Origin of the sequence: Achromobacter sp. SLBN-14, from assembly GCF_006715415.1 — a bacterium.
Lineage (GTDB): Bacteria > Pseudomonadota > Gammaproteobacteria > Burkholderiales > Burkholderiaceae_B > Achromobacter > Achromobacter mucicolens.
Genome location: NZ_VFNE01000001.1, coordinates 500,106 through 524,650, shown reverse-complemented (window position 1 = coordinate 524,650; position 24,545 = coordinate 500,106). Strand labels below are relative to the sequence as shown.

Annotated in this window: 16 protein-coding genes, 2 tRNA genes and 3 rRNA genes; 9 read left to right on the top strand and 12 right to left on the bottom strand. The window is 63.1% G+C overall.

Translation table 11 applies throughout. The features are described from left to right. The first annotated feature begins 376 nt into the window (after window positions 1-376). The 5 genes from FBY20_RS02355 to rrf all read left to right on the top strand — a co-directional run bounded on the left by FBY20_RS02355 (window position 377) and on the right by rrf (window position 5,713). A 16S ribosomal RNA gene (locus tag FBY20_RS02355) occupies window positions 377-1,907 on the top strand. Between the two features lie 132 nt (window positions 1,908-2,039). Then, window positions 2,040-2,116, top strand: a tRNA-Ile gene (locus FBY20_RS02350). Window positions 2,117-2,140: 24 nt separating this feature from the next. Further along, window positions 2,141-2,216 (top strand) — tRNA-Ala (locus FBY20_RS02345). Window positions 2,217-2,513: 297 nt separating this feature from the next. Beyond that, window positions 2,514-5,398, top strand: a 23S ribosomal RNA gene (locus FBY20_RS02340). A 202-nt stretch (window positions 5,399-5,600) separates the two neighbouring features. Further along, window positions 5,601-5,713, top strand: a 5S ribosomal RNA gene (gene rrf, locus FBY20_RS02335). The 16S, 23S and 5S rRNA genes sit together here with 2 tRNA genes alongside, the layout of an rRNA operon. Window positions 5,714-5,968: 255 nt before the next feature. On the opposite strand, the gene FBY20_RS02330 is transcribed toward rrf, so the two are convergent. Both FBY20_RS02330 and FBY20_RS02325 read right to left on the bottom strand, forming a co-directional pair. Beyond that, window positions 5,969-7,339: a sigma-54 dependent transcriptional regulator gene (locus FBY20_RS02330; protein WP_142055779.1), complete on the bottom strand. Its 1,371-nt coding sequence runs from the start codon at window positions 7,337-7,339 to the stop codon at window positions 5,969-5,971. A 50-nt stretch (window positions 7,340-7,389) separates the two neighbouring features. Then, window positions 7,390-9,324 carry an ATP-binding protein gene (locus FBY20_RS02325; RefSeq protein WP_255452211.1) on the bottom strand — a complete coding sequence of 645 codons (1,935 nt, stop codon included), beginning with the start codon at window positions 9,322-9,324 and terminating at the stop codon, window positions 7,390-7,392. 294 nt (window positions 9,325-9,618) lie between these two features. Here FBY20_RS02325 and FBY20_RS02320 point away from each other — a divergent pair, with 294 nt between their 5' ends. Further along, the gene (locus tag FBY20_RS02320; protein ID WP_056315571.1) at window positions 9,619-10,959 is read left to right on the top strand and encodes a dicarboxylate/amino acid:cation symporter; all 1,341 of its coding nucleotides are present in this window, start codon (window positions 9,619-9,621) and stop codon (window positions 10,957-10,959) included. 133 nt (window positions 10,960-11,092) lie between these two features. Here the strand turns inward: FBY20_RS02320 and FBY20_RS02315 are convergent, their stop codons facing one another. The 7 genes from FBY20_RS02315 to FBY20_RS02285 all read right to left on the bottom strand — a co-directional run bounded on the left by FBY20_RS02315 (window position 11,093) and on the right by FBY20_RS02285 (window position 16,313). Then, a complete protein-coding gene (locus FBY20_RS02315) occupies window positions 11,093-11,719 on the bottom strand; it encodes a nucleoside triphosphate pyrophosphatase (protein WP_142049759.1) in 627 nt (208 codons plus the stop codon). 31 nt (window positions 11,720-11,750) lie between these two features. After that, on the bottom strand, window positions 11,751-12,221 hold the full coding sequence (gene rlmH / locus FBY20_RS02310; RefSeq protein WP_056315576.1) for a 23S rRNA (pseudouridine(1915)-N(3))-methyltransferase RlmH: 471 nt from the start codon (window positions 12,219-12,221) through the stop codon (window positions 11,751-11,753). A 7-nt stretch (window positions 12,222-12,228) separates the two neighbouring features. Then, window positions 12,229-12,639: a ribosome silencing factor gene (gene rsfS, locus FBY20_RS02305; protein WP_056315579.1), complete on the bottom strand. Its 411-nt coding sequence runs from the start codon at window positions 12,637-12,639 to the stop codon at window positions 12,229-12,231. 63 nt (window positions 12,640-12,702) lie between these two features. Beyond that, window positions 12,703-13,290: a nicotinate (nicotinamide) nucleotide adenylyltransferase gene (nadD, locus tag FBY20_RS02300; protein WP_142049756.1), complete on the bottom strand. Its 588-nt coding sequence runs from the start codon at window positions 13,288-13,290 to the stop codon at window positions 12,703-12,705. Next, window positions 13,287-14,198 (bottom strand): oxygen-dependent coproporphyrinogen oxidase, encoded by a 912-nt coding sequence (hemF, locus tag FBY20_RS02295; RefSeq protein WP_142049753.1) that lies wholly within the window; start codon window positions 14,196-14,198, stop codon window positions 13,287-13,289. The genes nadD and hemF overlap by 4 nt, the downstream gene beginning before the upstream one ends. A 12-nt stretch (window positions 14,199-14,210) precedes the next feature. Beyond that, a complete protein-coding gene (gene purD / locus FBY20_RS02290; RefSeq protein ID WP_056315584.1) occupies window positions 14,211-15,518 on the bottom strand; it encodes a phosphoribosylamine--glycine ligase in 1,308 nt (435 codons plus the stop codon). Between the two features lie 63 nt (window positions 15,519-15,581). Continuing rightward, window positions 15,582-16,313 (bottom strand): YebC/PmpR family DNA-binding transcriptional regulator, encoded by a 732-nt coding sequence (locus FBY20_RS02285; protein ID WP_056315585.1) that lies wholly within the window; start codon window positions 16,311-16,313, stop codon window positions 15,582-15,584. A gap of 159 nt (window positions 16,314-16,472) precedes the next feature. Between FBY20_RS02285 and FBY20_RS02280 the strand changes: the two genes are divergently transcribed. From FBY20_RS02280 to FBY20_RS02270, 3 genes are all read left to right on the top strand, one after another. Then, on the top strand, window positions 16,473-18,011 hold the full coding sequence (locus FBY20_RS02280; protein ID WP_142049745.1) for a helicase HerA-like C-terminal domain-containing protein: 1,539 nt from the start codon (window positions 16,473-16,475) through the stop codon (window positions 18,009-18,011). A gap of 131 nt (window positions 18,012-18,142) precedes the next feature. Beyond that, window positions 18,143-19,210, top strand: a complete 1,068-nt coding sequence (locus tag FBY20_RS02275) for a tartrate dehydrogenase (RefSeq protein ID WP_142049742.1) — start codon at window positions 18,143-18,145, stop codon at window positions 19,208-19,210. 33 nt (window positions 19,211-19,243) lie between these two features. After that, complete coding sequence (locus FBY20_RS02270) at window positions 19,244-20,203, top strand: hypothetical protein (protein ID WP_056315594.1); 960 nt, start codon at window positions 19,244-19,246, stop codon at window positions 20,201-20,203. 63 nt (window positions 20,204-20,266) lie between these two features. Here FBY20_RS02270 and FBY20_RS02265 read toward each other — a convergent pair whose 3' ends face one another. Genes FBY20_RS02265 through FBY20_RS02255 form a run of 3 tightly spaced genes read right to left on the bottom strand, consistent with a single transcriptional unit; the run spans window position 20,267 to window position 24,507 of the window. After that, on the bottom strand, window positions 20,267-21,880 hold the full coding sequence (locus tag FBY20_RS02265; protein ID WP_255452210.1) for a DHA2 family efflux MFS transporter permease subunit: 1,614 nt from the start codon (window positions 21,878-21,880) through the stop codon (window positions 20,267-20,269). Then, a complete protein-coding gene (locus tag FBY20_RS02260) occupies window positions 21,877-23,070 on the bottom strand; it encodes an efflux RND transporter periplasmic adaptor subunit (RefSeq protein WP_056315600.1) in 1,194 nt (397 codons plus the stop codon). Before FBY20_RS02260 ends, FBY20_RS02265 begins: the two co-directional genes overlap by 4 nt. A gap of 21 nt (window positions 23,071-23,091) precedes the next feature. Continuing rightward, window positions 23,092-24,507, bottom strand: a complete 1,416-nt coding sequence (locus FBY20_RS02255) for an efflux transporter outer membrane subunit (protein WP_056315603.1) — start codon at window positions 24,505-24,507, stop codon at window positions 23,092-23,094. Window positions 24,508-24,545: the final 38 nt, after the last annotated feature.

Sequence of the window (24,545 nt, the reverse complement as noted above, 5' to 3'; positions counted from 1 at the left end):
GCAAGTGACGCAACTGCGTAAAGCAAAAGCGAAGCTGACTTGACAAGCGATAAAAACTTCTTCATAATCTCGTTTCTCTGCTGCAACGACAGCGACGACGCAAAAGCGAAGTTGGCCGAAGTTGAAGGCGGAAACCAGTAGTACAGAATTTAGCAGTACCGCTCTTTAACAATTAAACAACCGATAAGTGTGGGCGCTTGATGCGAGTGCAGCGATTGGGTTTCGGCCTTATCGCAAGCACAAGAAATCAAGTGCTCACTAGAAGTGAAGTACCTTAGACGTCAAGTTTAAGAACATACCTCACTTCCTTTGAGTAGCGACGTATGACCTGGTTTGGATTTATTCAGACCAAGAATACGAAACAAATACAGAGATTAAACTGAAGAGTTTGATCCTGGCTCAGATTGAACGCTAGCGGGATGCCTTACACATGCAAGTCGAACGGCAGCACGGACTTCGGTCTGGTGGCGAGTGGCGAACGGGTGAGTAATGTATCGGAACGTGCCTAGTAGCGGGGGATAACTACGCGAAAGCGTAGCTAATACCGCATACGCCCTACGGGGGAAAGCAGGGGATCGCAAGACCTTGCACTATTAGAGCGGCCGATATCGGATTAGCTAGTTGGTGGGGTAACGGCTCACCAAGGCGACGATCCGTAGCTGGTTTGAGAGGACGACCAGCCACACTGGGACTGAGACACGGCCCAGACTCCTACGGGAGGCAGCAGTGGGGAATTTTGGACAATGGGGGAAACCCTGATCCAGCCATCCCGCGTGTGCGATGAAGGCCTTCGGGTTGTAAAGCACTTTTGGCAGGAAAGAAACGTTCCGGGTTAATACCCCGGGAAACTGACGGTACCTGCAGAATAAGCACCGGCTAACTACGTGCCAGCAGCCGCGGTAATACGTAGGGTGCAAGCGTTAATCGGAATTACTGGGCGTAAAGCGTGCGCAGGCGGTTCGGAAAGAAAGATGTGAAATCCCAGAGCTTAACTTTGGAACTGCATTTTTAACTACCGAGCTAGAGTGTGTCAGAGGGAGGTGGAATTCCGCGTGTAGCAGTGAAATGCGTAGATATGCGGAGGAACACCGATGGCGAAGGCAGCCTCCTGGGATAACACTGACGCTCATGCACGAAAGCGTGGGGAGCAAACAGGATTAGATACCCTGGTAGTCCACGCCCTAAACGATGTCAACTAGCTGTTGGGGCCTTCGGGCCTTGGTAGCGCAGCTAACGCGTGAAGTTGACCGCCTGGGGAGTACGGTCGCAAGATTAAAACTCAAAGGAATTGACGGGGACCCGCACAAGCGGTGGATGATGTGGATTAATTCGATGCAACGCGAAAAACCTTACCTACCCTTGACATGTCTGGAATGCCGAAGAGATTTGGTAGTGCTCGCAAGAGAACCGGAACACAGGTGCTGCATGGCTGTCGTCAGCTCGTGTCGTGAGATGTTGGGTTAAGTCCCGCAACGAGCGCAACCCTTGTCATTAGTTGCTACGAAAGGGCACTCTAATGAGACTGCCGGTGACAAACCGGAGGAAGGTGGGGATGACGTCAAGTCCTCATGGCCCTTATGGGTAGGGCTTCACACGTCATACAATGGTCGGGACAGAGGGTCGCCAACCCGCGAGGGGGAGCCAATCCCAGAAACCCGATCGTAGTCCGGATCGCAGTCTGCAACTCGACTGCGTGAAGTCGGAATCGCTAGTAATCGCGGATCAGCATGTCGCGGTGAATACGTTCCCGGGTCTTGTACACACCGCCCGTCACACCATGGGAGTGGGTTTTACCAGAAGTAGTTAGCCTAACCGCAAGGAGGGCGATTACCACGGTAGGATTCATGACTGGGGTGAAGTCGTAACAAGGTAGCCGTATCGGAAGGTGCGGCTGGATCACCTCCTTTCAGAGCTTATGTGCTCGTGTTAAGCGTCCACTCTTATCGGTTGTTTGATATAGCTGGGATCAGTTGTAGGCTTGGGTCGAGGGAATCTTCCCTAGGTCTTCAGCTTCCTGACTACTGATCCGAGAAGGTTTTGGGTCTGTAGCTCAGTCGGTTAGAGCACCGTCTTGATAAGGCGGGGGTCGTTGGTTCGAATCCAACCAGACCCACCAGGTATTTCGCGGCAAGCGAAATATGGGGGTGTAGCTCAGCTGGGAGAGCGCCTGCTTTGCAAGCAGGATGTCATCGGTTCGATCCCGTTCACCTCCACCATTGATTCTCATTGATCGCCGGTGGCGATGTAGAGGCCAACTCATAGTGTCGTCAGTCACGACGTTATGAGTTGGGTTTTACCCAACAGCTATATTTGTTCTTTAACAATCTGGAAGAAGCACAACGAAAATGTGTTCATCAAGTAATCAGCATTGCTGATGAAGATGGGCACGGGTTGTGATTGCATTATTTTTTGTTCCAAGTTCTCAAGACTGGGGTGATAAGCCTCAGACTGCTTTGAAACTTATGAACGGCACAAACGCTAATACTCAGGTCCTATAGCCTACAGCGTTATAGGATCAAGCGACTAAGTGCATATGGTGGATGCCTTGGCGATCACAGGCGATGAAGGACGTAGTAGCCTGCGAAAAGCTGCGGGGAGCTGGCAAACAAGCTTTGATCCGCAGATATCCGAATGGGGAAACCCACTGCAGCAATGCAGTATCCCTAGCTGAATACATAGGCTAGTGGAAGCGAACCGGGTGAACTGAAACATCTCAGTAGCTCGAGGAAAAGAAATCAACCGAGATTCCGAAAGTAGTGGCGAGCGAAATCGGATGAGCCTTTACGTTTTAGCGCGCAGGATAGTCGAACGGAATGGAAAGTCCGGCCGTAGCAGGTGATAGCCCTGTAGACGAAATTCTGTGTGTGGAACTAAGCGTAAGACAAGTAGGGCGGGACACGTGAAATCCTGTTTGAAGATGGGGGGACCATCCTCCAAGGCTAAATACTCGTGATCGACCGATAGTGAACCAGTACCGTGAGGGAAAGGCGAAAAGAACCCCGGAAGGGGAGTGAAATAGATCCTGAAACCGTATGCATACAAACAGTAGGAGCCTCCTTGTGGGGTGACTGCGTACCTTTTGTATAATGGGTCAGCGACTTACATTCAGTGGCAAGGTTAACCGAATAGGGAAGCCGTAGCGAAAGCGAGTCCGAATAGGGCGATTTAGTCGCTGGGTGTAGACCCGAAACCAGATGATCTATCCATGGCCAGGTTGAAGGCACGGTAACACGTGCTGGAGGACCGAACCCACTAATGTTGAAAAATTAGGGGATGAGCTGTGGATAGGGGTGAAAGGCTAAACAAATCTGGAAATAGCTGGTTCTCTCCGAAAACTATTTAGGTAGTGCCTCAAGTATTACTGCGGGGGGTAGAGCACTGTTATAGCTAGGGGGTCATGGCGACTTACCAAACTATGGCAAACTCCGAATACCCGCAAGTACAGCTTGGGAGACAGAGCACCGGGTGCTAACGTCCGGACTCAAGAGGGAAACAACCCAGACCGCCAGCTAAGGTCCCGAATTATCGCTAAGTGGGAAACGAAGTGGGAAGGCATAGACAGTCAGGAGGTTGGCTTAGAAGCAGCCATCCTTTAAAGAAAGCGTAATAGCTCACTGATCGAGTCGTCCTGCGCGGAAGATGTAACGGGGCTAAGCGATAAACCGAAGCTGCGGGTGTGCACTTTTAGTGCACGCGGTAGGAGAGCGTTCTGTAAGCCTGCGAAGGTGGCTTGTAAAGGCTGCTGGAGGTATCAGAAGTGCGAATGCTGACATGAGTAGCGATAAAGGGGGTGAAAAGCCCCCTCGCCGTAAGTCCAAGGTTTCCTGCGCAACGTTCATCGGCGCAGGGTGAGTCGGCCCCTAAGGCGAGGCAGAGATGCGTAGCTGATGGGAAGCTGGTTAATATTCCAGCACCGTCGTACAGTGCGATGGGGGGACGGATCGCGGAAAATCATCAGGGTGTTGGATGTCCCTGTTGCTGCATCGAAGATGGCGCTTAGGCAAATCCGGGCGCGTAAATCAAGGGTGTGGCACGAGCGAGCATTGCTTGCGAAGTGATCGGAAGTGGTTCCAAGAAAAGCCTCTAAGCTTCAGCTGTACGAGACCGTACCGCAAACCGACACAGGTGGACGGGATGAATATTCCAAGGCGCTTGAGAGAACTCAGGAGAAGGAACTCGGCAAATTGATACCGTAACTTCGGGAGAAGGTATACCCCGGTAGTGTGAAGCGCCTGCGCGCTTAGCATGATGGGGTCGCAGAGAATCGGTGGCTGCGACTGTTTATTAAAAACACAGCACTCTGCAAAGACGAAAGTCGACGTATAGGGTGTGACGCCTGCCCGGTGCCGGAAGGTTAAGTGATGGGGTGCAAGCTCTTGATCGAAGCCCCGGTAAACGGCGGCCGTAACTATAACGGTCCTAAGGTAGCGAAATTCCTTGTCGGGTAAGTTCCGACCTGCACGAATGGCGTAACGATGGCCACACTGTCTCCTCCTGAGACTCAGCGAAGTTGAAGTGTTTGTGATGATGCAATCTACCCGCGGCTAGACGGAAAGACCCCATGAACCTTTACTGTAGCTTTGCATTGGACTGTGAACCGGCCTGTGTAGGATAGGTGGGAGGCTTTGAAGCGTGGTCGCCAGATCACGTGGAGCCATCCTTGAAATACCACCCTGGTTTGTTTGCGGTTCTAACCTTGGTCCGTTATCCGGATCGGGGACAGTGCATGGTGGGCAGTTTGACTGGGGCGGTCTCCTCCCAAAGTGTAACGGAGGAGTTCGAAGGTACGCTAGGTACGGTCGGAAATCGTGCTGATAGTGCAATGGCATAAGCGTGCTTGACTGTGAGACTGACAAGTCGAACAGGTGCGAAAGCAGGACATAGTGATCCGGTGGTTCTGAATGGAAGGGCCATCGCTCAACGGATAAAAGGTACTCTGGGGATAACAGGCTGATACCGCCCAAGAGTTCATATCGACGGCGGTGTTTGGCACCTCGATGTCGGCTCATCTCATCCTGGGGCTGTAGCCGGTCCCAAGGGTATGGCTGTTCGCCATTTAAAGAGGTACGTGAGCTGGGTTTAAAACGTCGTGAGACAGTTTGGTCCCTATCTGCCGTGGGCGTTGGATACTTGACGGAGCCTGCTCCTAGTACGAGAGGACCGGAGTGGACGTACCTCTGGTGTACCGGTTGTCATGCCAATGGCATTGCCGGGTAGCTAAGTACGGAAGAGATAACCGCTGAAGGCATCTAAGCGGGAAACTCGTCTGAAGATTAGGTATCCCGGGGACTTGATCCCCCTGAAGGGTCGTTCGAGACCAGGACGTTGATAGGTCGGGTGTGGAAGCGCAGTAATGCGTTAAGCTAACCGATACTAATTGCCCGTGAGGCTTGATCCTATAACACTGATGGTTATGACCTGGTGATATAGCGTTCCAAGTGTCGTTCAATACAAAATACTGGCTGCACCGTCAGCAGCCAGCCAACACAATTACACCCCACCGTGCGCAGATCATCGAGCCCCAAGCTCTGATCGCCACGCGTTGCGCTTCTTCCAAGATTGGAGCGGTTGCCTAACCCGCAACTGCTCAACCAGTTACGCCTGACGACCATAGCAAGGTGGTCCCACTCCTTCCCATCCCGAACAGGACAGTGAAACGCCTTTGCGCCGATGATAGTGGACGGACGTCTGTGAAAGTAGGTCATCGTCAGGCTTTTATTGCTCAAAACCCCGCAGGTATCCCCTGCGGGGTTTTGTCTTTGTGGCGTCGGGAATATTGCATTGGGATTCCAGTATCGGAAATGCGGTATTAGGGATGCAGCAAAGGAATTGCTGCAACGGGAATGCAGGCTCGGAATTTATTAAAAACCCCCTCGCGGCTGGCGCCGCGAGGGGGTTTTGTTTTGGTGTCGTAAAGGGATCTGTGCGCCGCGCGGGTCTTGAAAGTGATTGCGGTCTGGGGCTTGCGCTAGATGGCGCCGCGAGGCGCGGCCACGTATTCCTGGCGGTCGATGCCGTGGCGCTGGAGTTTGTCGTAGAACGTTTTGCGGGGAATGCCTAGGGTGTCGAGCGTGGCTTTGATGTCGCCGCGGTGTGCGGCGAGGGCATCGCGGATCATCTGTGCCTCGTAGTTTTCCATGCGTTCGGGAAGGCTGAGCGAGCCGGCGGACGCCGGAGCCGTATCAGGTGCCGGGCCATTGAGGACGCCCAGCACGAAGCGTTCTGCGAAGTGGGCGAGTTCACGAACGTTGCCGGGCCAGTCGTGCGTCATGAGGTGCTGACGGATCGAGGCAGGCATGTCAGGGATGTCGCGATGAAAGCGGCGCGCGGCGTGGCCGAGATAGTGTGCGAAGAGCAGCGGGATGTCTTCGCGGCGCTCGCGCAGCGGGGGCAGGCGGATCGTGACGACGTTCAGGCGGTAGAAGAGGTCCTCGCGGAACTTAGCGCGGATGGCGGGACTGCCCAGGTCTTCCTTGGTGGCGGCGACGACGCGCAGGTCGAGATTGCGCACTTCGTTGCTGCCAAGCGGGGTGATCTGGCGGGATTCGAGCACGCGCAGCAGCTTGACCTGGACGGCGAGCGGCATGCTTTCGATCTCGTCGAGGAACAAGGTGCCGCCGCTGGCGTGTTCGATGCGGCCGATGCGTTTCTTTTGTGCGCCGGTGAAAGCGCCGGGCTCGTGGCCGAAGAGTTCGCTTTCGATGACGCTTTCTGGCAAGGCGCCGCAGTTGATGGCGACGAGCGGCCGCTGCCGGCGGCGGCTCAGGCGATGCAGGGCTGTGGCGACGACTTCCTTGCCGGTGCCGGTTTCGCCTTCGACGAGCACGTCGACGTCGGCGTCCGCGATATGGCGCAAGGTCTGCTTGATGCGTTGCATGGCGGGCGTGGTGCCGATGAACGGCACCTCGTCGGCCTCGACGTTGAAAGCGGCTTCGCGGAGACGGCGGTTTTCGAGGACCAGCCGCCGCTTTTCGGCGGCGTGGCTGATGGCGGCGACCAGGCGGTCGGCGGGGTAGGGCTTGGACAGGAAGTCATACGCGCCTTCGCGCATGCACTGAACGGCTGTGGCGATGTCGCCATGGCCGGTGATCAGGATGACCGGGATATCGGGATCAATGTTGCGCAGCCGCTGGAAGAGTTCGAGTCCGTCCATGTCCGGCATGCGGATGTCGGAGACCACCACCCCATCGAAGTTGCGGTCCAACGCCGGCAACGCGGCGCGGGCACTGCCGTGGGCCGCCACCGAGATGCCGTGCAGCTTCAGCGTTTGGAGCGCGGCGCGGCGCAGTTCGTCGTCGTCGTCGATGAAGACGGCGTGAGGGGCCACTGGCCGCTGCATGGGATCGTCGGTGATGATCGTGGCGGGGAGCTGGAGATCAGGGGCGCGCGTCATGTGGAGTGCTCGGTGCGGTGGGTCTGGTCCGGCGCCTTGCGCAGGGTCAGGATGAACAAGGCGCCGCTGCCGGGCGCATGGGGAGACGACAGGCTGGCGTCGCCTGCGCGCGCGGCGCGCAGTTCGCCGCCGAACTCGGCGACGATGTCGCGGCTGATGACAAGGCCCAGGCCCAGGCCATCGGGTTTGGTCGTGTGAAACGGGGTGAACAGGCGGGCGCGGGCCCCGTCGGAGAGTCCGGGACCGTTGTCGTGAACCTGTAGCTGAACGGATTCGCCCAGGTCTTGCAGGGCGATGACTACCCGTCCGTTTTCCGTGCCTTCGAGGGCCTCGAGGCCGTTCTGCAAAAGATTGACCAGCACCTGTTCAAGCCTGACCCGGTTCGCCTGGACGCGGCAGTTGTGGTTGCGGGGCGGGCTTTGCAGCGTGACGCCCTGGCGCCGGGCACGCGGGCCAACGAGCAGGATTGCGCCTTCGAGCGCCTCCATCAGATCCGTCGGGCCGACAGTCGCACCGGCCTTGCGCGAAAAGGCGCGTAGCTCGCCGGTGATGTGGCCGATGCGATCGGTCAACGCCGCGATGGTGCCGAGGTTTTCCCGGACGGCGCCTTCGTCGTGGCGCCGCAGAAATTCGGTGGCGTTGTCTGCGTAAGCGCGTATGGCGGCGACGGGTTGGTTGACTTCGTGCGCGACGCCGGCGGCCACCTGGCCCAGCAATGCCAGTTTGCTGGCCTGCACCAGTTCGTCCTTCATGGTGTGAAGCTGCGTTTCGGCGCGTTGGCGCTCGTCCATTTCGCCGACTAGCTTGGCGTTCACGTCGCGCAATTGCGCGGTGCGCTCGTCGACCAATGCCGCGAGCTGTTGCTGGACGGCTGCTTGCTGCTCGGCCCGCTCCTGGTTGCGGTGGCGGCGGTAAAGCACCACGCCGATCAGCGCCGCGAGCACGCCTTGGGTGAGTAATGCCCCGAGTTGGGCATTGGCGATGGCCTGGTTCATGGCCGCCTGGATGGGGGACAACTGGTGCAGTGTCCAGCCGGGCGATTCGGTGACCGGCAGGGTGGTGTGCAGCAACGGCGTGCCAGCGGCGGCGCGGGGCAAGGCGTCGTCGGTGCGGACGAGCTGCCCGCTGCTGGCGGCTTGCAGGCGCGGCGACACAGGCAGCGGCTGAAACTTGGCGTCGCCAAACTGCAGGCTGGTGCGCAGCGTTTGCGCCAGCGCAGGCGGCAGCGGCGACAGGACTCTGAAACGCCAATCTGGAATATTGCCGAGCAGCACCACGCCGTGCTCGTCGGTGACGAAGATGACGGCGTTGGCCTGACGCCAGTCGGCTTCGAGATCCCGGAAGTCGACCTTCAAGACCACCACGCCCAGCATCGCGCCCTGCGCGTCGTCGACCCGACGCGACAGATACAGGCCGGCTTCGTGACTGACCGTGCCGAGCGCGAAATGTTCGGCGGCGCCGTGCGCGACCGACCCTTGAAAATAAGGGCGGAATTCGTAGCCGATTCCGACGAAAGTGGCGGGCTCGCGCCAGTTGCTGGCGGCGATGGCCAGACCTTTCTTGTCCAGGACGTAAATGGCGGAGGCGCCAACCCCGCGGCTCAGGGATTCGAGTTTCTCGTCCAGGGCCTCGATCTGCCTGGTGCTGGCACCCTGCAGTGCGGCGCGCAAGTCGACGTCCTGGGTCAGCACGAAGGGCAGTGCGCGGAATTTGTCGAGGTTGTTGCGCAATAAGGCGGCATTGATCTGACCCGTGCTGCGCGCCTGGATGGCGGCTTCGCGAAGTGCGCCGTCACGCGCCCACTGCGTTGCCGCGTGCAGCGTGAACGTGACCACGGCAACAGTCAGCAGCGTCAGGACCACGCGCCACGGCCAGGGCAACCTGCGCGGTCGAGCGGGCGGGGAAAGGGGGGAGGAGGTGGAGCCGGTCATGGTGTGCGGTTTTCCGCACATTTTAGCGGGTTTCTGTGCGAAGTTTCGCCGCTTTAAGTGACCGAATATTCCGGCTGCGATTTCAAAAGATATTTATTTTCAATGGCTTATGTGCGGCTTTGACGCCGGCTCCCACCTGGCATGGGTATTGCATATACACCGGCAAGCCGCGCGACGCATCACCCGCGGTGAAATCGGCTGGCGGCAGGATCGCATGGCCATAAAAGAGAAAACGCCCCGACGTCGCACGCGCCACGCTGCGCGGAGCAAGGGGCCCTGGTGGGGACAATCCCAATGATCGAAGTGGATCAAAGCGCGCCCGCGCGCAAGCTCAAGTTCTATCAAATCCTGTATGTGCAGGTGATTTTCGCCATCGTGGTGGGTATCCTGCTTGGCGCGTTCAAGCCGGAGCTGGGCCAGCAGATGCAGCCGCTGGGCGATGCGTTCATCAAGCTGGTGAAGATGATCATCGCGCCGGTCATCTTCCTGACCGTGGCCACGGGCATCGCGGCAATGAGCGACCTGAAGAAGGTCGGGCGCGTGGCCGGCAAGGCCATGCTGTATTTCCTGGTGTTCTCGACGCTGGCGCTGATCGTCGGCATGGTGGTCAGCCATATCGTGCAGCCCGGCGCCGGCATGCACATCGATCCGTCGACGCTCGACCAGAAAGCCGTGTCCGGCTATGTCGCGAAGGCGCATGACTCGACCATCACCGGCTTCCTGATGAACGTGATTCCCACGACCATCTTCAGCCCGTTCGTGGGTGGCGACATCCTGCAGGTGCTGTTCGTGGCGGTGCTTTTCGGCATTTCGCTGGCCATCGTGGGCGAGCGCGGCAAGCCGATCCTGAACTTCATGACGGCGTTGGCGCAGCCCATCTTCAAGATGGTGGCGATCCTGATGAAGGCCGCACCCATCGGCGCCTTTGGCGCGATGGCGTTCACCATCGGCAAGTACGGCATCAAGTCGGTCGTGAACCTGGCGATGCTGGTGGGCACGTTCTACGCCACGTCGGTGCTGTTCGTCGTGGTCGTGCTGGGCCTGGTTGCCCGCTACAACGGCTTCTCGATCCTCAAGCTGGTCCGCTACATCCGCGAAGAACTGCTGCTGGTGCTGGGCACGAGTTCGTCGGAAGCGGCGCTGCCCACGCTGATGCAGAAGATGGAGCGCGCCGGCTGTTCGAAGTCGGTCGTCGGCCTGGTGGTGCCCACCGGCTATTCGTTCAACCTGGACGGCACTAACATCTACATGACGATGGCGGCGCTGTTCATTGCGCAGGCCTGCGACATTCCGCTGTCGCTGGGCGACCAGATCCTGCTGCTGCTGGTGGCGATGCTCAGCTCCAAGGGCGCGGCCGGCGTGACCGGTGCGGGCTTCATCACGCTGGCGGCGACGCTGTCGGTGGTGCCGTCGGTGCCGGTTGCCGGCATGGCGCTGATCCTGGGCGTGGACCGCTTCATGTCGGAATGCCGCGCCCTGACGAACCTGGTGGGTAATGCCACCGCCACCGTAGTCGTCGCGCGCTGGGAAGGCGAGCTGGACCAGGAGCAGTTGCATGCCGCGCTGGACAGCGCCAGCACGCCCGCCGCGCCGCAGCCCCAGGTTGCCATTGGCGAGCCTGCGCGGCAAAGCTGATCGCCTGGGCGCGCTGTGCGGATTTCCGCCAGCGCGCCCGTGCCTGATCCGTGCGCGGCAGTGCACAGGGTCAAAAAGAAATCCCCCGATGCCTCGCGGCACGGGGGATTTTTCTTGGGGATGCGGGCGGAGATCAGGGCACCTGGATGCCCGCCTCCCGCAGCAGGTTGGCCGTTTCGAAGAGGGGCAGACCCATGACGCCGGTGTAGCTGCCGGCGATGTGCGAGACGAAAGTGCCGGCCAGGCCCTGAATGCCATAGGCGCCCGCCTTGCCGAAGGGCTCGCCGCTGTCGCAGTAACGGCCAATTTCGTCCTCTTGCAAGGCGCGCATTTGGACATGGGTGATGGAGACCGCTTCGAGCAGGCGGTCGCCGCTCCAGACCGCCACGGCGGTATGGACCTCGTGCGCGGCGCCGGACAGCGCGCGCAGGATGCGGATGGCGTCGTCGCGGTCGGCGGGCTTGCCCAGCACGTCGCCCGCCAGGATGACGGTCGTATCGGCCGCGAGCAGCGGCAGTTCGGGCAGCGCTTGCGTGCGCATCCAATCGCGGCCCCGCAAGGCCTTGTCACGGGCGGTGCGCTGTACATAATCGGCGGCGCGTTCGCCGGGGTGTTGCGGCTCGTCCTCGCCGGGCGGGGCGGGCACGCGCAGGACTTCGTGCGCCAGGCCGATTTGCGTCAGCAACTCGCGGCGGCGCGGGCTGGCGGAGGCGAGATACAGGCGCGGGGACGAACTGGGGGAGTGGGCGGTGTCGGTCATGCGGAGCAGGCCAGGCGCCGCGGGGCGGCGGTCAGGCGCGGTGATAGGGGTGGTTGGTCATGATGGCCCAGGCGCGGTAGAGCTGTTCGGCCAGAACCACACGCACCATGGGGTGCGGCAGCGTGAGGGAAGACAGGCGCAACTGCCCGCTGGCGGATGCCTTGAGCGCGGGATCCAGCCCGTCGGGGCCGCCCACGAGAAACGCGACATCCTGCCCCCCGGCGCGCCATTGTTCCAGCTTTTGCGACAGCGCCATCGTGGTGAGGTCGCGGCCGCGTTCGTCCAGGGCCAGGCGCAGCGCATTGGCGGGCAGGGCCGCCTCGATGCGCTTGGCTTCGGCCGCCATCATCTGGGCAGGCGTTTTGCCGGTGGTGCGGGGCTCGGGCTTGATTTCGCGAAGCTCCAGCGCGCAGTCGGCCGGCAGGCGTTTGGCGTAGTCGTCCCAGGCGGTCTGCACCCAGTCCGGCATCCGCGTGCCCACCGCGACGACGATCAGCTTCACGGTGCGGTCAGTCTTCGTTGTCGTCGTAGCCGTTGCCGCTGTCGCTGGCGACAGGAGCGGGACGGGTCGATTCGGGGAGGAGCTTCACGCGCACCGGCTTGCCGCCCCAGATTTCTTCGAGGTTGTAGTACTGGCGGATGGCCGGCTGCATGATGTGCACGACGACATCGCCCAGGTCGACGACGACCCATTCGCCGGTGTCTTCGCCTTCGATGGTGATGCCGGTGAGCGACATGGCGCGGCCGCGATCGGCGACGCTGGACGCGAGGGCGCGCGTCTGGCGGTTGGAGGTGGCGCTTGCAATCACGACGCGATCGAACAGGCTGGTCAGATGCGTGGTGTTGAAGACCTTGATGTCTTGCGCCTTGACGTCTTCGAGGGCGTCGATGACGGCGCGTTGGAGTTTCTGTATATCCATAGCTGCAAATATAACCCGCGCAGCGGCAACGGCGCTTGCCGGTGGCGCCGGGCGGGAAGGGGTTTATCGGTAGAGTTTGTGCGCCGCAATATACGCGGCGACGGATAGATCGAGCAGCCCGTCAGTGGATTCGCCTTGCGACAGGCGCCGGCGGATCTCGGAAGCCGATACCGGCATGGGGGGAAATGGCAGCTCCTGCAGGACGCGACCCTGTTCCTGCAGCCATTGCGCCAGTTCCGGCGGCGCGCTGAGGGCTGTGCCGGGGCGGGTGGCCACGGCCAGGTCGACCAGGCTGGCGATGTCGCGCCAACTGCGCCAGGTGCAGAAGTTGGCGAGCTGATCGGCGCCCAGCAGCCACACGTAGCGCGCGTCCTGCGGCAGCGCGCGCAGCGTGTCGATGGTGTAGGTGGCGCCGCCCCGCTCGATTTCGATGGGGTTGACCGCCAGCCCCGGGTGGCCGGCGATGGCCAGATCCAGCATGGCGCGGCGCTCTTCGCCGGTGGCGTTCAGCGCGGCGCGCTGCCAGGGATTGGCGGCGGGAATGAGCTGCACCTGGGCCAGCCCGAGCGACTGCAAGGCATTCTGGGCCAGCGCGATATGCGCGACGTGGACAGGGTCGAAGCTGCCGCCCAAGAGGCCGATGCGTTTCAAACCCAGTCCCGCGGCTTCAGGTAGTCGGCCAGTTCGGCCTCGGGCGTGCCGGCCTGCGGTTGCCAGTCGTAGCGCCATTGCGCGATGGGCGGCATGGACAGCAGGATCGATTCGGTGCGGCCTCCCGACTGCAGGCCAAACAGCGTACCGCGGTCAAAGACCAGGTTGAATTCGACGTAACGGCCCCGGCGGTAGGCCTGGAAATCGCGTTCGCGCTCGGTGTAGGCGATGCCGCGGCGCTTGTCGACGATAGGCAGGTAGCTGTCCAGGAAAGCGTCGCCAACTGACCGGGTCAGCGCGAAGGACGCGTCGAACCCGGGGGCGTTCAGGTCGTCGAAGAAGACGCCGCCGATGCCGCGGGTTTCGTTGCGGTGCTTGAGGAAGAAATATTCGTCGCACCAGCGCTTGTAGCGCGGGTAGTAATCGGGGCCGTGGGGCGCCAGCGCGTCCCGGCATACCGTGTGGAAATGGCGCGCGTCTTCTTCGAACGGATAGTACGGGGTGAGGTCGATGCCGCCGCCGAACCAGAAGACGTCGGCCTCGTCATGGCCGGGCCGCGCCGCCGCGACGAACATGCGCACGTTCATGTGTGTGGTGGGCACGTACGGATTGCGCGGATGCAGCACCATGGACACGCCCATGGCTTCCCACGAGCGGCCCGCGAGCTCCGGGCGATGCGCGCTGGCGGACGGCGGCAGCTTGGAGCCCTTGACGTGGCTGAACAGCACGCCGGCGCGCTCTAAGAGTTGGCCCCCTTCGAGCAGGCGCGACAGCCCGCCGCCGCCTTCCGGCCGCACCCATTCGTCGGCGCGGAAGGGGCCGCCTTCGGCCGTTTCCAGCGCGCCCACGATGCGGGCTTGCAGGCCGGTGAGGTAGTCCCGGACGGCGGAGACGGGCAGAGCGGTCATGGGCGGTTCCGGTTATGCGTTGGACTTGGGCTTTTGCTGCGAGGGCTTGAGCGCGCGCCAGCCGATGTCGGTGCGGTACTGGCGGCCATCGAAGTGGATGCGGTCGATGGCTTCGTAGACGCGATCGCGCGCCATCTTGACGGAGTCGCCCAGCGCGGTGACGCACAGCACGCGGCCGCCGGTGGTCTTGATGTCTTCGCCGTCGAGCTGGGTGGCGGCGTGAAAGACCATGCAGTCTTCGGCGTCGGCGGGCAGGCCGCGGATGACGTCGCCGGTGCGCGGCGTGTTGGGGTAGTTGTGGGCGGCCAGCACGGCGCCCAGGGCGGTGCGGCGGTCCCAGACGATGTCGGCCTGGTCGAGCGTGCCTTCGACGGCGTGCTCGAGCGCGTCCAGCAGGTCGCTCTTGACGCGCATCATGATGGGCTGGGTTTCGGGGTCGCCCATGCGGCAGTTGAATTCCAGCGTCTTGATTTCGCGGTCGGGATCGTCGCCCGGGGCGATCATCAGGCCGGCGTACAGGAAGCCCGTGTACGGAATGCCGTCGCGCGTCATGCCCTGCACAGTCGGCAGGATGATTTCGCGCATGATGCGGTGATGCAGTTCGGGGGTGACGATGGGCGCGGGCGAGTAGGCGCCCATGCCGCCCGTATTGGGACCGCGGTCGCCGTCCTGCAGGCGCTTGTGGTCCTGGCTGGTGGCCAGGGCGAGCACGTTGCGGCCGTCGCACATGACGATGAAGCTGGCTTCTTCGCCAACCAGGCATTCCTCGATGACGACGCGCGCGCCGGCTTCGCCCATGGAGCCGTCGCCCAGCATGGCGTCGACGGCGGCGTGCGCTTCTTCGAGGGTGGCGGCAACCACGACGCCCTTGCCGGCGGCCAGGCCGTCGGCCTTGATGACGATGGGCGCGCCTTCCTGGTCGATGTAGGCGTGGGCCTTGGCCGGGTCGGTGAAGGTTTCGTAGCGCGCGGTCGGGATGTTGTGCCGGACCATGAAGGCCTTGGCGTAATCCTTGGAGCTTTCAAGCTGCGCGGCGGCCTTGGTGGGGCCGAAGATCTTCAGGCCACGGGCGCGGAAGACGTCGACCACGCCGGCGGCCAGCGGCGCCTCGGGGCCGACGACCGTCAGGGCGATGCCCTCGCGCTGGACGAAGTCGGCCAGTTCCTCGGCATTGGTGAGCGGGATGTTCTCCATCTGCTCGGCCCGTTGCGTGCCGCCGTTGCCCGGAGCGACGTACACCTTGTGTACGCGCGGGGAGCGGGCCAGCCGCCAGGCGAGGGCATGTTCGCGGCCGCCCGAGCCAATAACCAGGAGTTTCATGTTGCGTGAGTCTGAAGAGGCGCGCAGGCGGGCGGAGCCGCCGGCGCGCCAGGAAAGGGAGATTTACTGCGCTTCGTCGAAAATGACGGTCGTATAGACTTCCTGCACGTCGTCCAGGCTTTCCAGGGCGTCGAGCAGTTTCTGCATCTTGACGGCGTCGTCGCCGGCCAGTTCGGTTTCGTTCAGGGCTTTCATGACGATGCCGTCGACTTCGGCCTTCAGGCCGGCGTCGTCGAAGGCCTTGCGCACGGCCGCGTAGTCGGACGGGGCGCAGACCACTTCGATCACGCCTTCTTCGTCGGTGGTGACGTCTTCGGCGCCGGCCTCGAGCGCGGCTTCCATGACCTTGTCTTCGGGGGTGCCGGGGGCGAACACGAATTGGCCGCAGTGCTTGAACATGAAGGCGACGGAGCCTTCCTGGCCGAGGTTGCCGCCGTTCTTGGAGAACGCGTGGCGGACTTCGGCGACGGTGCGGGTGCGGTTGTCGGTCATGCAGTCGACGATGACCGCCGCGCCGCCGATGCCGTAGCCTTCGTAGCGGACTTCTTCGTAGGCCTCGCCGTCGGCGCCGCCGGCGCCGCGCTGGATGGCGCGCTGGATGTTGTCCTTGGGCATGTTGGCGTCGGTCGCCTTGTCCCAGGCCATGCGCAAACGGGGGTTGCTGTCCGGGTCGGGGCCGCCGGCGCGCGCCGCCACGGTGATTTCACGAATGATCTTGGTCCAGAGCTTTCCGCGCTTGGCGTCTTGGCGCCCTTTGCGGTGCTGAATATTGGCCCATTTGCTGTGTCCGGCCATGGCTTCCCAGGAAAATGTGTCTGCAAAGACGGCATTTTACCGTGCCGGCGGCCCTCCCGTCCGGCAAGAGGGCCGCTTGTGTCCATATAGCCACGCGCACAAGCCGCGCGGCAGGCTCTACACTTGGGCATCCATTTGATCCCTGGTCCGGAGCCGCTCATGCCCACCCCCCTTGTCATCGCCAAGAACGCGCAGACCGAGTTGGCGCTGCTGCCGGCGCTGGCCAACCGCCACGGATGCATCACCGGCGCCACGGGCACGGGCAAGACCGTCACCCTGCAGGTGCTGGCCGAGTCCTTTTCCCGGATCGGCACGCCGGTCTTCATGGCGGACGTGAAAGGCGACCTGACCGGTATTTCGCAGGCCGGCGTGCCCAGCCCCAAGCTGCAGGAACGCCTGAAGAACCTGGGCCTGGCGGAACCCGCCTGGGGCGCCAGCCCCGTCGCGCTGTGGGACGTCTTTGGCGAGCAGGGGCTGCCCGTGCGGGCGACCATCACCGACATGGGGCCGTTGCTGCTGTCGCGCATCCTGGAATTGAACGACACGCAGGAAGGCGTCCTGACCCTGGTTTTCAAGGTGGCGGACGACGAAGGGCAACTGCTGCTGGACCTGAAGGACTTGCGGGCGATGCTGCAGAACGTGGCCGACCGGGCGGGAGAGCTCAAGACCCGTTACGGCAATGTGTCCGCGGCCAGTGTCGGCGCCATCCAGCGCGGCCTGCTGGCGCTGGAATCCCAGGGCGCGGAGAAGTTCTTTGGCGAGCCGATGCTGGACGTGGCCGACCTGATGCGCGTGGACGCGCAGGGCCGGGGCATCGTCAACGTGCTGGCGGCCGACAAGCTGATGCAGGCGCCGCGCCTGTACGCGATCTTCCTCTTGTGGCTGCTGGCCGACCTCTACGAAAAGCTGCCCGAAGTGGGCGACATGGACCAGCCCAAGCTCGTCTTCTTCTTCGACGAGGCGCATCTGCTGTTCAACGACGCCCCGCAGGCGCTCCTGACGAAGATCGAGCAGGTGGTGCGGCTGGTTCGCTCCAAGGGGGTGGGCGTTTATTTCGTGACGCAGAATCCGCTGGATATCCCGGACACCGTGCTGGGGCAGTTGGGCAATCGCGTCCAGCATGCGCTGCGGGCGTTCACGCCGCGCGACCAGAAAGCCGTCAAGACCGCTGCGCAGACCATGCGCCCCAATCCGGGCCTGGATATCGAAGCCGCCATCACGGAGCTGGGCGTGGGCGAGGCGCTGGTGTCGCTGCTGGATGCCAAGGGGCGGCCCATGCCGACCGAGCGGGCGTACATCGTGCCGCCGGGCAGCCGTATCGGACCGGCCACAGACGCCGAGCGGCAGGCGCTGCGCCAAGGCAACCCCCTGGCGGCCAAGTATGAAAAGGCGGTCGACCGGGAGTCCGCCTATGAGATCCTGGCGGGCCGGGCGGCCGTGCCGGCCGAACCGGGCGCCGCCAAGGACGTGCCGGCCCGGCCGGGCCAGCCGGCGCCCAAGACGGGCGAGCCGCCTGCCGCCGAGAGCGGCGGCCTGATGGACAGCCTGAAGGACGTGCTGTTCGGCTCGACCGGACCGCGCGGCGGCAAGCGCGACGGTGTGGTGCAGACCATCGCCAAAAGCTCGGCCAGGTCCATCGCGCGGGAACTGACGCGCGGCATTCTGGGATCGTTGCTGGGATCGAAGGGCCGGCGCTAAGCCGCATGGACGCTGATCGTCCCATGCCGCCGTCCATTCCCGCCACCCATTTGGGGGTGGGGGTTTTGTGTTGCGCACATTTATGCCTAAGATTGCGGGCGGTGTATCAATGAAAACCAAAGGAAGACACGGTGGCTAAGAAACACAAAATTGCAGTGCTCCCAGGAGACGGAATCGGCAAGGAGGTCGTGCCGGAAGGTTTGAAGGTGCTGGATGCCGTGGCGGCGCGGTTCGGTATCGACTTCCAGTGGGACCATTTCGACTGGAGCTGCGACTACTACGCCAAGCACGGCAAGATGATGCCGGACGACTGGAAGGACCAGATCGGCCAGCACGAGGCCATTTTCTTCGGCTCGATCGGTTGGCCCGCCACTGTGCCCGATCACGAGGCGCTGTGGGGCTCGCTGTTCAAGTTCCGCCGTGAATTCGATCAGTACATCAATCTGCGTCCGGTGCGGCTGATGCCCGGCGTGCCCTCGCCGCTGGCCGATCGCAAGCCTGGCGAGATCGATTTCTTCATCGTGCGCGAGAACACGGAAGGTGAATATTCCAATAGCGGCGGCCGCCTGTTCGAGGGCACCGACCGCGAAGTGGTCATCCAGGAAAGCGTCTTCACGCGCGTCGGCGCCGAGCGCGTGCTGAAGTTCGCATTCGAGCTGGCGCAAAAGCGCGGCAAGCACCTGACCGCCGCCACCAAGTCCAACGGCATTTCCATCTCGATGCCCTGGTGGGACGAGCGCGTTGCCGACATGGCCGGGAACTATCCCGATGTGCGCTGGGACAAATACCACATCGACATCCTGTGCGCGCACTTTGTGCAGCATCCGGACTGGTTCGATGTGGTGGTGGCGTCCAACCTGTTCGGCGATATCCTGTCCGACCTGGGGCCGGCTTGCACGGGCACTATCGGCATTGCGCCGTCGGCGAACCTGAACCCGGAACGGAAATTTCCGTCGCTCTTCGAACCGGTGCATGGCTCTGCGCCGGACATTTATGGCAAGGGCATCGCCAACCCCATCGGACAGATCTGGAGCGGGGCATTGATGCTGGATTTCTTGGGGTATCCCGACGCGTCGGCCGCCGTGGTCAAGGCAATCGAAACCGTGCTGGCCGATGGCCCGCGGACGCGGGATATGAAAGGCAACGCTTCGACAGCCGAGGTCGGTGACGCCATTGCTTCGCTGGTCCGGGGCGGTTAAGTGCAGTTGCGGGCAGGCCTGTCTGGTTAGTAGATGAACGACTCGATGTTTTCTCCTCCCTCCGATCACGTGGGCGGCGGGCGGGCCGACCGGTTTGTCCGCAAGCTTTTCCGCATGCTGCGTTCGCGCACGCAGCGGCACAATCAGCACCTGTGGCCGTTCGTGCGGATCTGGCGGGACAAGGAGGGCGCAATCAGCGCCTATCGTGCGTTCGGCCGTTCATTGCGCATCACTCCCTTGTCGCAGGGCTACGACCCTGCCGACAAGGTGGTGCACCTGATCCTGAGCGGCCCTTCGATCTCCGAGATTCCGTACGACCGCATGGATATCGGCGTGGCGATGGGCGTCAATGGCTCCATCGCGCTGTCGCGCAAGTTCGACCTGCAGTTCAAGTATTACTGCATCATCGACCAGAACTTCGTGCGGGACCGCATTGAGCTGGTGCGCGATATCGTCGGGCGCGACTTGACGCTGTATGTGTTTCCCGAGGTTCTGCGCTACATCATGCAGGGCATTCCGCAGGAGCAAATCCGCTGCCGCATCTGCATCATCGAGCTGATCTCCCGGCGTGCCTACGAGCGCAGCGTTGCGCCAGCAGTGCTCAAGCGCATTGCCGCCGCCTCGCCTGATGTTGAGCTGCTGGACGCCAAGCAGGGGCTGGGCTACAGCTTCGATGCGTCGCTGGGCGTGTTCGATGCCGATACCGTGGCCTATGCGGCGCTGCAGGTCCTGATGTCCGGCGGCGCGCGCGAGGTCTACGTGCATGGGCTGGACCTGACCGTGCAGGGCGGATTGCGATTCTACGATGAAGGCGGCAAGCCGCAGACCAGCCGGCTGACGCGCAACTTTCCGAAGTTCATCGAGCCGTCGTTCCGCTTTGCGTCGCCGCTGTGGCGCGAGCGCGGGGTGTCCGTGTTCAATCTGTCTCCGGTCAGCGCGCTGTCGGCCGACATCATCGAACGCAAGGACTGGCAAACGCTGCTCAGGGACTGATCCGCATGGACCAAAAGGAAAAGGCGCCGCGAGGCGCCTTTTCATTGGGGCATGCCGCGCGGATCAGTGCGCGCCCGCCGCAGCCTCTGCCGCGCCGCCGCCACCCGCCTTGGACGACCGCGGCCGCGCAAACCACACCAGGCCCGTCAGCAGCAGGAAGATGATCGCCGACGCATAGAACACGTCCGTCGCCGACATGGTGAAGGCCTGCGCGTTGATCATCCCGTCCACCATCGTGAGCGCCTGCTGGTGCGAGACGCCCAGGCCGTTCTGCAAAGTGTTCATGGTCTGGTCGAACGCCTGTTGGCCGGGCTTGGCGATTTCGGTCAGCTGCGCGTGGTGCAGGGTGGCTCGGTTTTCCCACAACGTCGTGGAGATCGACGTGCCGAACGCGCCCGCCGTCAGCCGCAGGAAGTTCGACAGTCCCGACGCGGCCGGGATGCGCCAGGGCTCGATGCTCGAGAGGGTGATCGACGTGAGCGGCACGAAGAACGCCGCCATCGCCGCACCCTGGATGATCGTCGGGATCATCAGCGTGCGCACGTCCGTCTGGGTATTGAACCCCGAGCGCATGAAGCAGACCAGCGCAAAGATCAGGAAGGCGACCGTGACAAGTTGCCGCGGATCGCGCGTGGCCAGCATCTTGCCCACGATGGGCGTCAGCAGGATCGCCAGAAGTCCCACGGGCGCGGTGACGAGGCCCGCATAGGTTGCCGTGTAGCCCATATTGCTTTGCAGCCACAGCGGCAGCAGCACGACGTTGCCGAAGAAGACGCCATAGGCCACCGCCAGCGTCAGTGCGCCAACCGTGAAGTTGCGGACCTTGAACAGACGCAGGTCCACGACGGGGTGCGCGTCGGTGAGCTCCCAGATCAGGAAGAAGACGAAGGCGACGAAGGCGATCGCCGCCAGCGCGATGATGGTGGGGCTGGCGAACCAGTCCAGCTCCTTGCCCTTGTCCAGCATGATCTGCAGCGCGCCCACCCAGACCACGAGCAGGACGAGGCCCAGCTTGTCGATGGGCAGCTTGCGCGTGACCGATTCCCGGTTGCCGTAGATGCGCCAGCTGATCCATGCGGCCAACAGGCCCACCGGCACGTTGATGTAGAAGATCCAGGGCCAGGTGTAGTTGTCTGAAATCCAGCCGCCCAGCAGGGGGCCGGCCACCGGCGCCACCAGCGTGGTCATGGACCAGACCGCCAGCGCCATGCCCGCCTTGGACTTCGGAAAGCTGGCCAGCATCAGCGTCTGCGACAGCGGAATCATCGGGCCGGCCACCGCGCCTTGCAGCACGCGGAAGGCAATCAGCGCCTCGAGAGACGGCGAGAAGCCGCACAGCCAGGAGGCCAGCACGAAGAGCAGCGTGGAAATCAGGAACAGGCGCACCTGGCCGAATCGCTGCGTGAGCCAGCCTGTAAGCGGCACGGTGATGGCGTTGGCCACCGCGAACGACGTGATCACCCAGGTGCCCTGGCTGGTGCTTACGCCCAGGTCGCCCGAGATGGTGGGGATGGAGACGTTCGCGATCGACGTGTCCAGCACGTTCATGAAGACCGCGGTCGACAGGGCGATGGACCCGATGATGCGGGTCGCGCCTTCCAGAGGCGGATGGGTGCCCGGCGGGCGGGCGGCGCCGGGGGGCGCGCCGGCGCCCGCGGGCTGGGCGGCTGTGCTCATGATGCGATGTTGGCGGCGATGATCTTCGCGATCATCGCATCGACTTCATTGTGGGCGGGTTCGAAGGCGCGGGTCGACCAGGCCGGTTCCTTGCGCGCCACTTGCGTGAGCGGGGCGCCGTCGTCCTTGCCCACGTCGACTTCCACGTCCATCGACAAGCCCACGCGAAGCGGATGCTGCTTGAGGTCTTCGGGGTCCAGCGTGATCCGCACGGGGACGCGCTGCACCACCTTGATCCAGTTGCCCGTGGCGTTCTGGGCGGGAAGCAGGGCAAAGGCGCTGCCCGTGCCGGCATCCAGGCCGGCGACGGTGCCGTGGTAGGTGACCGAGCTGCCGTACAGATCGGCCACCATCTTGACCGGCTGGCCGATGCGCATCTTGCGCAACTGGCCTTCCTTGAAGTTGGCTTCGACCCAGACCTGGTCCAGCGGCACCACGGTCATCAGCGCGGCGCCGGGGGCAACGCGCTGGCCAACCTGCGCGCTGCGGCGCGCGATCACGCCGCCCACGGGCGCGGGCAGCACGGTGCGCGACTGGGCAAGCCACGCATTGCGCAGCTCGGCGGCCGCCTGGCGCACGTCGGGGTGGTCCGCCACGGTGGTGCCTTGCGTCAGGGCCTGGTTGGTCGCCAGCTTGGCCTGCGCGGCGGCCAGCGCCGCCTTGGCTTGCGCGACGCCGGACTGGGCGGACTTGAGCGCGACCTCGGCGTGCAGGATTTCCTCGCCGCTGACGCCGCCCGACTTGGCGAGCTGCTGGCGGCGCTTGACGTCGCTTTGGGCGCGGGTCAGCTCGGCCTGGGCGCGCAGGATGTCGGCATTGCGCAGGTCGACGTCGGCCGCCAGCGCATCGTTCTGCACGTAGTAGGTCTGCACCTGGCGCACGGTCTGCGCCAGCTTGGCTTGCGCCTGCTGCAGGGCGACGTCGGTGTCGGCGGGATCGAGGCGGACCAGCGGCTGGCCGGCCGTGACGGTTTCGGTATCGTCGGCTTCGATGGCGACGACGGTGCCGGGCACCTGCGGCGTGATCTGCACCAGGTTGCCGTGCACGTAGGCGTCGTCGGTGCTTTCGAAGTGCGCGCCGAACAACGCCCACCAGATGCCATAGGCGATCGCGATGACGATGAAGGCTCCGGTCGCGAGCAGCAGCAGGCGTTTACGGGCGGGATGGGTTGTGGGAGTGGCAGCGTTCATGACGTCTGAATCCGGGATCGATCAATGAATGGAGTTCGGGGCCGGCTCGGCCGGGGCCGCGTAGCCGCCGCCCAGGGCGGTGGCCAGGTTGGCGTCGAGCTGATAGGCGCGGATGCGCAGGTCCGTGTCAAGGCGCGCCTGCGTCAGCACGCCGGTCTGGGCGATCAGCACGGAGATGTAGTTGCCCATGCCTGCCTTGTAACGGTCGACGGCGAGCGCGTAGGCGGCCTCGATGGCCTCGCGCGCCTGGCGTTGCTGGGCTTTTTCCTGATCCAGCAGGCGCAGGCCGTCCAGTGCGTCGGCGACCTGGTGCGCGGCGTCCAGCACGGTCTGGTTGTAGTCCGACACCGCCAGGTCCGCGTCGGCACGGCGGCCCGCCAGGTTGGCGTTGAGTTCGCCGCCGTGGAAGATGGGCAGCGTGATCGCCGGACCGATGCCGGCCATGCGGGCGTCCGCGCCCAGCAGGTTGCCGGTGCCAATGGCCTGGAAGCCGACGAAGGCGACCAGGTTCACGTTGGGGTAGAACTCGGCCTTGGCCGCGTCGATGGTGTGGCGCGCCGCTTCGGCGCGCCAGCGGGCGGCCGTGACGTCGGGGCGATGCCCCAGCAGGTCGAGCGGAACGCTGGCCGGCACGACGCCAGCCGGCGCGGTCAGCGTCACCTGAACCAGATCCTGTCCGCGCTGCGGGCCGGCGCCGGCCAGCGCGGCGACCTGATTACGCAACTGGGCGATCGTCGTGTCGGTCTGGGTCAGTTCGACCTTGCCGGAGGCCAGCGACGATTCCGCCTGCTTGACCTCGACCTGGGTGTCCAGGCCCGCGGCGTAGCGGCCCTGCGTCAGCGACAGCACCTCAGCGCGCTGCGCGATCACCCGGTTCAGCACGTCGCGCTGCGCAAAAGCGTTCTGCAGGTTCAGGTAGGCGCGCACGGTGGCGCTGGCGAGCAGGTTGCGCGCGGCCTGCGCATCGGCGCTGGCGGCTTCCTGCTGCGACACCGCGGACTGCAGGCGTGAGCGGTTCTTGCCCCAGAAGTCCAGTTCATAGCTGAAATCCAGCGCCAGCCGGTTGTCGCTGACGACCGAGCCGCCCAGCGGCGCGGGGTAGATGTAGTCCTTGGACAGGTGCTCGCGATTGAGCGTGTAGCCTGCGTCCACCCGCGGCAGCAGCGGCGCGCGCGCGATGCCGACGGCGGCGTTGGCCTTGGCCAGGCGCGCCTGCGCGGCGCTCATCGACGGACTGTTTGCCAGCGCTTCGGTCATCAGCGCATTTAGCTGCGAATCACCGTAGCGCTCCCACCACTGCGCGGCGGGCCATTCGGTGGCCTGCCCGGTCAGCCCAAGTTTGGCGGCGTCAAGCTCGGCGACGGGCTTTGGCGCCGGCTCCATCAGCGCGCAACCGGTGAGGGCGAGCACCAATGCGATAGATAAAAGGCGTTTCATCCTGACTGTTAGCTGAAAGTAATTGATTGATCTGTATT

Coding starts and splice junctions, on each gene's coding strand:
- FBY20_RS02330 (WP_142055779.1), bottom strand. CDS start 7,339: ATGCAGCGGCCAGTGGCCCCTCACGCCGTCTTCATCGACGACGACGAC.
- FBY20_RS02325 (WP_255452211.1), bottom strand. CDS start 9,324: ATGACCGGCTCCACCTCCTCCCCCCTTTCCCCGCCCGCTCGACCGCGC.
- FBY20_RS02320 (WP_056315571.1), top strand. CDS start 9,619: ATGATCGAAGTGGATCAAAGCGCGCCCGCGCGCAAGCTCAAGTTCTAT.
- FBY20_RS02315 (WP_142049759.1), bottom strand. CDS start 11,719: ATGACCGACACCGCCCACTCCCCCAGTTCGTCCCCGCGCCTGTATCTC.
- rsfS (WP_056315579.1), bottom strand. CDS start 12,639: ATGGATATACAGAAACTCCAACGCGCCGTCATCGACGCCCTCGAAGAC.
- hemF (WP_142049753.1), bottom strand. CDS start 14,198: ATGACCGCTCTGCCCGTCTCCGCCGTCCGGGACTACCTCACCGGCCTG.
- purD (WP_056315584.1), bottom strand. CDS start 15,518: ATGAAACTCCTGGTTATTGGCTCGGGCGGCCGCGAACATGCCCTCGCC.
- FBY20_RS02285 (WP_056315585.1), bottom strand. CDS start 16,313: ATGGCCGGACACAGCAAATGGGCCAATATTCAGCACCGCAAAGGGCGC.
- FBY20_RS02280 (WP_142049745.1), top strand. CDS start 16,473: ATGCCCACCCCCCTTGTCATCGCCAAGAACGCGCAGACCGAGTTGGCG.
- FBY20_RS02270 (WP_056315594.1), top strand. CDS start 19,244: ATGAACGACTCGATGTTTTCTCCTCCCTCCGATCACGTGGGCGGCGGG.
- FBY20_RS02265 (WP_255452210.1), bottom strand. CDS start 21,880: ATGAGCACAGCCGCCCAGCCCGCGGGCGCCGGCGCGCCCCCCGGCGCC.
- FBY20_RS02260 (WP_056315600.1), bottom strand. CDS start 23,070: ATGAACGCTGCCACTCCCACAACCCATCCCGCCCGTAAACGCCTGCTG.
- FBY20_RS02255 (WP_056315603.1), bottom strand. CDS start 24,507: ATGAAACGCCTTTTATCTATCGCATTGGTGCTCGCCCTCACCGGTTGC.